7 protein-coding genes and 1 rRNA gene are annotated in these 7,832 nt (G+C 71.7%); 5 read left to right on the forward strand and 3 right to left on the reverse strand.

The window, feature by feature from the left end:
• Entirely contained in the window at window positions 1-690 is a 690-nt protein-coding gene (mtrA, locus tag ACFWN1_RS14330) for a two-component system response regulator MtrA (RefSeq protein ID WP_190045392.1), read from the reverse strand.
• 163 nt (window positions 691-853) lie between these two features.
• The gene (gene mtnA / locus ACFWN1_RS14335) at window positions 854-1,996 is read right to left on the reverse strand and encodes an S-methyl-5-thioribose-1-phosphate isomerase (protein ID WP_384361205.1); all 1,143 of its coding nucleotides are present in this window, start codon (window positions 1,994-1,996) and stop codon (window positions 854-856) included.
• A gap of 141 nt (window positions 1,997-2,137) precedes the next feature.
• Between mtnA and ACFWN1_RS14340 the strand changes: the two genes are divergently transcribed.
• The 5 genes from ACFWN1_RS14340 to ACFWN1_RS14360 are packed head-to-tail and all read left to right on the forward strand — an operon-like array spanning window position 2,138 to window position 7,655.
• Entirely contained in the window at window positions 2,138-3,445 is a 1,308-nt protein-coding gene (locus tag ACFWN1_RS14340; protein WP_384361207.1) for a hypothetical protein, read from the forward strand.
• Between the two features lie 28 nt (window positions 3,446-3,473).
• Window positions 3,474-4,181 carry a DUF4129 domain-containing protein gene (locus ACFWN1_RS14345; RefSeq protein ID WP_384361210.1) on the forward strand — a complete coding sequence of 236 codons (708 nt, stop codon included), beginning with the start codon at window positions 3,474-3,476 and terminating at the stop codon, window positions 4,179-4,181.
• The gene (locus tag ACFWN1_RS14350; RefSeq protein ID WP_384361213.1) at window positions 4,178-5,356 is read left to right on the forward strand and encodes a DUF4350 domain-containing protein; all 1,179 of its coding nucleotides are present in this window, start codon (window positions 4,178-4,180) and stop codon (window positions 5,354-5,356) included. The genes ACFWN1_RS14345 and ACFWN1_RS14350 overlap by 4 nt, the downstream gene beginning before the upstream one ends.
• Entirely contained in the window at window positions 5,356-6,345 is a 990-nt protein-coding gene (locus ACFWN1_RS14355; protein ID WP_384361225.1) for an AAA family ATPase, read from the forward strand. Before ACFWN1_RS14350 ends, ACFWN1_RS14355 begins: the two co-directional genes overlap by 1 nt.
• Window positions 6,345-7,655 (forward strand): DUF58 domain-containing protein, encoded by a 1,311-nt coding sequence (locus ACFWN1_RS14360; RefSeq protein WP_384361216.1) that lies wholly within the window; start codon window positions 6,345-6,347, stop codon window positions 7,653-7,655. Before ACFWN1_RS14355 ends, ACFWN1_RS14360 begins: the two co-directional genes overlap by 1 nt.
• Window positions 7,656-7,748: 93 nt before the next feature.
• Here the strand turns inward: ACFWN1_RS14360 and rrf are convergent.
• Window positions 7,749-7,832, reverse strand: a 5S ribosomal RNA gene (gene rrf, locus ACFWN1_RS14365); the annotation flags it as partial.

Here is a 7,832-nt window from a genome sequence, read left to right on the forward strand (position 1 = left end):
TCAGCTCGGTCCGGCCTTGTAGCCGACACCTCGGACGGTCACCACGATCTCCGGCCGCTCCGGGTCCTTCTCGACCTTGGAACGCAGCCGCTGCACATGCACATTGACCAGCCGGGTGTCGGCGGCGTGCCGGTAGCCCCAGACCTGCTCCAGCAGCACCTCGCGGGTGAACACCTGCCACGGCTTGCGCGCGAGCGCGACGAGCAGGTCGAACTCCAGCGGAGTCAGCGCGATCGACTGCCCGTTCCGCTTCACGGAGTGCCCGGCCACGTCGATCACCAGATCACCGATGGTGAGCTGCTCCGGCGCCGGCTCCTCAGACCGCCGCAGCCGCGCCCGGATACGGGCCACCAGCTCCTTCGGCTTGAACGGCTTCACGATGTAGTCGTCCGCGCCCGACTCCAGGCCCACCACGACATCCACGGTGTCGCTCTTGGCGGTGAGCATCACGATCGGCACCCCGGACTCCGCCCTGATCAGGCGGCACACCTCGATACCGTCCCGGCCGGGCAGCATCAGGTCCAGCAGCACCAGATCGGGCTTGGACTCCCGGAAAGCGGCCAGCGCCTTGTCCCCGTCGGCTACGAAAGACGGCTCAAAACCTTCACCACGCAGCACGATGCCGAGCATCTCGGCCAGTGCGGTGTCGTCGTCGACGACAAGGACTCGTCCCTTCATAAACGACATCATCCCATTCTTATAACAACGACAGAGCCGCAGGTGAGACACCTCACTGGCCTGTGACGATAGTCGTACCGAGCGGTCACTGTCTGCCCCCGGTCGAGCAGTCGCCCTCGAGTGGGACGGCTGACGGGGCCGATCGGCGGGTCGGCCCCGTCAGCCGGTGCGGGTGTCAGAAGGCCGGTGCGGCCCGTACCCCCGCACACAGGGCGGCCAGCGCCTGCGGGGTCACCGGCGACACGGTGCCCTCCTCGGTGACGACCGCCGTCACCAGTTCGGGCGGTGTCACGTCGAACGCCGGGTTGTACGCCTGCGTGCCCAGCGGAGCCAGCGCAACCCCGCCGCCTCCGCCCACCGCCGACGCATGGGGCGTGACGATCTCGGTCACCTCGAAGCCCGGACGCTGCTCGACCTCGATCGACGCGCCGACCGGTGTCTCCAGGTCCACGGTGGTCAGCGGAGCCACGACGATGAACGGCACATGGTGGTAACGCGCCAGCACCGCCAGCGGATAGCTGCCCACCTTGTTCGCCACCGAGCCGTCGGCCGCGATCCGGTCCGCGCCGATCAGCACCGCGTCCACCTCCCCGGCCGCGAACAGCGAACCGGCCGCGCTGTCAGTGAGCAGCGTGTACGCCATCCCGCTGCGCGCCGCCTCGTACGCCGTCAGCCGCGCCCCCTGCAACAGCGGGCGCGTCTCGTCCACCCAGAGCCGCCGCAGCCGCCCCACCCGGTGCGCGGCGAGCGCCACCGCGAACGCGGTCCCCTCCCCGCCCGACACCAGCGAACCGGTGTTGCAATGGGTCAGGACCCGGTGGCCGCCGCCCGGCATCAGCTCGTCCAGCAGCGCCAGACCGTGCGCGGCCATCCGCGCGCTGGCCTCAGCGTCCTCCTGGTGCGCGGCCCGCGCCGCCGCCAACGTGGCCGTCGCCGCCGCGGTGGGGTCGCCCGTCGCGCCCAGCGCCTCCCGGTACGCGGTAAGAGCCCGGCGCACGCCGACCGACAGGTTCACCGCGGTCGGCCGGGCGCTCTCCAGCGCCTCGGCGGCCTCGTCCACGTCGAAGCCGCGCGCCGCGGCCAGGGCGACGCCGTACGCGCCCGCCACGCCGAGCACCGGCGCCCCGCGCACGGCGAGCGAGCGGATCGCCTCCACCAGCACCGACGCGTCCGTGCACACCAGCTCGACTTCCTCGGACGGAAGCCTCCTCTGGTCGAGAAGGATGAGTACGGGTCCCTCGGGTGGTTCCTCCCATCGGATCACCGGTATCCCGGTCGGCCGCTTGTCCTCGCCAGGTCGCGCCTGCTGATCAGCCATGCGGTGAGTCTGCCCCGTATCCGGCGGAGAATTGATGGAGTGCGGCCCCCGCCACACCAGGTCACTCCGTGACCTGGCCATGGCACGATGGCTGCTCGACCCGCCGCCGCCATCGCGGACGGGCACCGTGAAGGAGCTTCGATGAGTGACTCGCCGGGCTGGGCCTCGCCCGGACCCGACCCGTCGTCCGGGGAACGGAAGACCGGCGCGGCCGGCGCCGCCGAGCCCACACCCGCCGACCCGCCCACTCCCGCCGAACCGGCCGCACAGCAGGGCGACGCTCCGCAGAGCCCCGACGCGAAGTGGGCCGAGGGCCAGCCGCCCCCCGGACAGTGGTCGGCACCCACCGGGCCGCCCGCCCCGGGTCAGACACCTCCGCCTCCGCCACCAGGCGCGGGCTGGGGCCCTCCCGGCGGCCCCGCGGGCTGGGGCAACGGCTGGGGCGGACCCCCGCCCGCCGCCAAGCCCGGCGTGATCCCGCTGCGCCCGCTCGGCATCGGCGAGATACTCGACGGCGCCATCTCCACCATGCGGGCCTACTGGCGCACGGTCCTCGGCATCTCGCTGACGGTGTCGGTCGTCATCGAGCTGTGCGCGCTCCTCCTTCAAGGCGTCATCCTCAAGGACACCACCAGCAAGCTCAGCGATCCCGCTGTGTCCCCGGGCGAGGCGCTGCGCTCCCTCGGCTCGGTCGGCGCCGGTGCGCTGCTCGTCGGCCTAATCTCCCTGGCCGGCACCATCGTGGCAACCGCGCTGCTGACGACCGTGACCAGCCGCGCCGTCCTCGGCAAACCGGTGAGCGTCGGCGAGGCATGGCGCGAATCCCGTGGCCAGCTCCTCAAACTACTCGGCCTCCTCATGCTGCTGGCCCTCATCACCGGTCTCGTCCTGGCCGCCGGCCTGCTGCCGGGTCTCGTCCTTGGGGCCGTCGCGGGCTTCGACGCACCTGCCGTCGCCCTGATCGTCCTGGGCCTTCTGGCCGCCGTCGTCGTGGTGGTCTGGCTGACGGTCCGCTTCTCTCTCGCCTCGCCCGCGCTGATGCTCGAGCGGCAGGGCGTGTCGAAGTCGTTGGGCCGCTCGGCCAAGCTGGTCCAGGGTTCCTGGTGGCGCGTCGTCGGCGTGCAGTTCCTCGCCGGGCTCATCGCCAACATGGTCTCCTGGATGACGGTGATCCCCTTCACCGTCATCGCCTTCGCCGTGAACGGCGAGAGCATGACCTCCCTGATCGGCGCCGGCGGCCAGCCGACCAGCTGGTCGTTCCTGCTCATCACCGGCATCGGCTCGGTGATCGGCGGCACGCTCACCCTGCCGGTCAAGGCCGGGGTCACCGTGCTCCTCTACATCGACCAGCGCATCCGCCGCGAGGCCCTCGACCTCGAGCTGGCCCGCGCCGCCGGCGTCCAGGGTTACGCCCCCGGCACCGCGCCCGGCACGGCCCCGGGGAACTGATGCGGTGAGCATGACGGGGGGAGTTCTCATGGCGGCGTCGGCCCTGCCCGGCGCCGCCCGCCTCACGGCCGTCGCCCTGGGCAGCTCCGGCGACGAGCCGCCGGTGACCGTCCCGCGTGATCCCGCGCGGGAGGCGGCACGCCGCGAACTGGCCAAGCGGATGTACCACGAGAACGACCCCAGCCTGCTCCAGCGCGCCCTGAACGCCTTCTGGGAGTGGCTCGGCAGGCTCCTCGCCAAGGCCGCCTCGACAACACCGGGCGGCACGCTCGGCCTCCTCGTCGTGGCACTGTGCGTCATCGCCGTACTGGCCGCCCTGTGGTGGCGGTTGGGCACCCCGCGCCGCAGCCCCTCCTCCACCGCCCCATTGTTCGACGAGCGCCCCCGCACCGCCGCCGGACACCGAGCCGCCTCCGAGGCGCACGCCGCCCAGGGCCACTGGAACCAGGCGGTCCAGGAACGCATGCGGGCCATCGTCCGCGCGCTGGAGGAGCGGGCACTGCTCGACGTCCGCCCCGGCCGCACCGCCGACGAAGCCGCCGCCGAAGCGGGCCGCACCCTCCCCGGACACGCGGACGGACTGCGCGCCGCCGCCCGCCACTTCGACGACATCACATACGGCGGCCACACCGCCGACCGGCAGGTGTACCAACGCATCGCCCAACTCGACAGCGACCTCGGACGCAGCCGCCCGACCCTGGTGAACAGCACCGCCCGTGACGGGGAGACCGGATGAGCACCTCGTCCGCGCTCACCGCCCGTCAGCTGTGGACCAGCACGCGGGGCATCGCCCTCGCCGTCGTCGTGCTGCTGATCGGTGCCGTCGCCATCGCCGTCGTCCGCTCCCAGACCAGGCACGGCGACCTGGACCCGCGTTCCGCCGATCCCAGCGGCAGCCGCGCCGTCGCCGAACTCCTCGCCGACCGCGGGGTCACCACCCGCGTGGTCACCACACTCGACGGGGCGCGAGCGGTCACCGGCCCGGACACCACCCTCCTGGTCGCCGTACCGGACCTGCTGACCCACCGCCAGCAGAGCCGGCTCGCCACGGCCACGGCGTCCTCCGGCGGCCGCACCGTGCTCGTCGCCCCGAGCCGCTGGTCCGTCGGACACCTCGCCCCCGGGGTCAGCGCGAGCGCCGTCACCACCACCGACACCACCCTCGACCCCGACTGCTCGCTCCCCGAGGCCCGGCGGGCGGGCAGCGCCGACACCGGTGGAATCCGCTACAGCACCATCGTCCGTGACGCGGAGTCCTGCTACCCCAGCGAGCGGCGCGCCACCCTGCTCCGCGTCCCGGCGGCCTCGGGCGGCGGGGACACCGTCGTCCTGGGCGCGCCCGACATCCTCCTCAACAACCGACTCGACAAGCGGGGCAACGCCTCGCTCGCCCTGCAACTCCTCGGCTCCCGGCCTCATCTGGTCTGGTACCTCCCCTCGCTCGCCGACTCCTCCGCGACCTCCACCGAAGGCCGTAAGAGCCTCTTCGACCTGCTCCCCTCGGGCTGGCTCTGGGGCACCCTGCAACTGTTCGCCGCGGCGCTCGCCGCCGCCTGCTGGCGCGGCCGCCGGTTCGGCCCGCTCGTGCCGGAGAGACTGCCCGTCGTCATCCGCGCCTCCGAGACGACCGAAGGCCGCGCCCGCCTCTACCGCAAGGCCGATGCCCGCGACAGCGCCTCCAGCGCACTGCGCTCCGCCACCCGCACCCGCCTGGCGCCGCTCGTCGGCATCCCCGCCTCCCAGGCAGACGCCCCGGAAGCCCTGCTCCCCGCCCTGTCCGCCCGTCTCCCCGACAGCGGCGAACAGGCCCTGCACCCCCTCCTCTTCGGAGCGCCGCCCCGCGACGACGCGGCCCTCATCGCACTCACCGACCGACTCGACGCCCTTGAAAGAGAGGTACGCCGTTCATGATGGACCCGACCACTGACAGCGCCGGGAACACCGAGGACGCGGCCGCAGCCCGTGCCTCCCTGGAGACCCTGCGCACCGAGATCGCCAAAGCCGTGGTCGGCCAGGACCCCGCCGTGACCGGCCTCGTCGTCGCTCTCCTGTGCCGAGGACACGTCCTCCTCGAAGGTGTCCCGGGAGTCGCCAAGACCCTCCTGGTCCGCACCCTGGCATCAGCACTCGAACTCGACACCAAGCGCGTCCAGTTCACACCCGACCTGATGCCGAGCGATGTCACCGGCTCCCTCGTCTACGACACCCGCAGCGCTGAGTTCTCCTTCCAGCCCGGCCCCGTCTTCACCAACCTCCTTCTCGCGGACGAGATCAACCGCACCCCGCCGAAGACCCAGTCCTCCCTCCTCGAAGCCATGGAGGAGCGACAGGTCACGGTAGACGGCACCCCGCGCCCCCTTCCCGAACCGTTCCTGGTCGCGGCCACCCAGAATCCAGTCGAGTACGAGGGCACCTATCCCCTCCCCGAGGCCCAACTGGACCGCTTTCTACTTAAGTTGACGGTCCCGCTGCCGACCCGCGAGGACGAGATCGACATCCTCACCCGCCACGCCTCGGGCTTCGACCCCCGCGACCTGCGCGGCGCAGGCGTACGCCCCGTCGCCGGCCCGGCCGACCTGGAGGCCGCCCGTACCGCCGTGGCCAGGACGACCGTCTCCCCCGAGATCGCGGCCTACGTCGTGGACATCTGCCGTGCCACCCGTCAGTCCCCCTCCCTCACTCTCGGCGTCTCCCCCCGAGGTGCCACCGCCCTGCTGAGCACCGCCCGCGCCTGGGCCTGGCTGACCGGCCGTGACTACACCACTCCTGACGACGTGAAAGCCCTGGCCTTGCCCACCCTGCGACACCGGGTCCAGCTGCGCCCGGAAGCGGAGATGGAGGGCGTGACCACCGACTCGGTGATCAACTCCATCCTGGCCCAGGTCCCGGTACCCCGCTGATGCCGCTCACCGGACGCACCGCCCTCGTCGCGGCTCTCGGCTCCCTCCCCGTCGGTCTGTTGGAGCCCGGCTGGACGGGCATCCTCGCCGTCAACGGCTCCCTGGCCCTGGCCTGCGCCTGTGACTTCGCGCTGGCCGCGCCCGTACGGCACCTGGTTCTCACTCGCTCCGGCGACACCTCCACTCGTCTCGGCGAACCCGCCGACATCACCCTGACCATCACCAACACCTCCCGCCGCCCGCTGCGAGCACGGCTGCGGGACGCCTGGCCACCCAGCAGCTGGGAACCGGGCACCGAGGTCGGCGGCTCCCGGCACCGCCTGGACATCCCACCCGGTGAACGCCGCCGTACGACAACTCGGTTGACGCCCACCCGCCGCGGCGACCATCAGGCCGACCGGGTCACGATCCGCTCCTACGGCCCCCTCGGCCTGTTCTCCCGTCAGGGCACCCACCGCGTACCCTGGACACTAAGTGTTTTGCCCCCTTTCGCCAGCCGAAAGCATCTTCCGTCCAAACTCGCACGTTTGCGTGAATTGGACGGCCGTACCAGTGTCCTGACGCGAGGGGAGGGCACCGAGTTCGACAGCCTGCGGGAGTACGTGCCCGGCGACGACACCCGTTCCATCGACTGGCGAGCCACCGCCAGGCAGTCCGCGGTCGCCGTACGCACCTGGCGCCCGGAACGCGACCGGCGCATCCTCCTGGTCCTCGACACGGGCCGCACCTCGGCCGGCCGCGTGGACGACGTGCCCCGCCTGGACGCCACCATGGACGCGGCACTCCTCCTGGCGGTACTCGCTTCCCGCGCCGGCGACCGCGTCGACCTGCTCGCCTACGACCGGCAGGTGCGCGCCCTGGTCCAGGGAAAGGCCGCCGCACAACTCCTGCCGTCCCTTGTCAGGGCCCTGGCCAAGCTGGAGCCGGAACTCATCGAGACCGACGCACGCGGCCTCACGGCAGCCGCTCTGCGCACAGCACCGCGCCGCTCCCTGATCGTCCTCCTCACCTCGCTCGACGCGGCCCCGGTCGAGGACGGCCTGCTACCAGTACTCCCCCAGCTCACCCGACGCCATACGGTGCTTGTGGCCTCCGTGGCCGACCCTCACATCGCGCGTATGGCTGAGGACAGAGGCGGCGTCGACGCGGTGTACGCGGCCGCGGCGGCATCCCAGGCCCAGCAGGAACGGCAGCGCACCGCCGAGCAGCTCCGCCGTAATGGAGCGACAGTGGTGGACGCGACTCCGGAGGAACTGGCTCCCGCTCTGGCGGACGCGTATCTGGCGCTGAAGGCGGCTGGACGCCTTTGAGACAGATATCCGTCCGGTTCCTTTCAGAGGGAAAAAGGCCTTGAACGCAGAAAACCCCCGCACCAAGAGGTGCGGGGGTTTTCCTCAAATATAGTTCGGCGGTGTCCTACTCTCCCACAGGGTCCCCCCTGCAGTACCATCGGCGCTGTGAGGCTTAGCTTCCGGGTTCGGAATGTA

Origin of the sequence: Streptomyces sp. NPDC058459 (assembly GCF_042721685.1) — a bacterium.
In the GTDB taxonomy this organism is placed as follows: domain Bacteria; phylum Actinomycetota; class Actinomycetes; order Streptomycetales; family Streptomycetaceae; genus Streptomyces.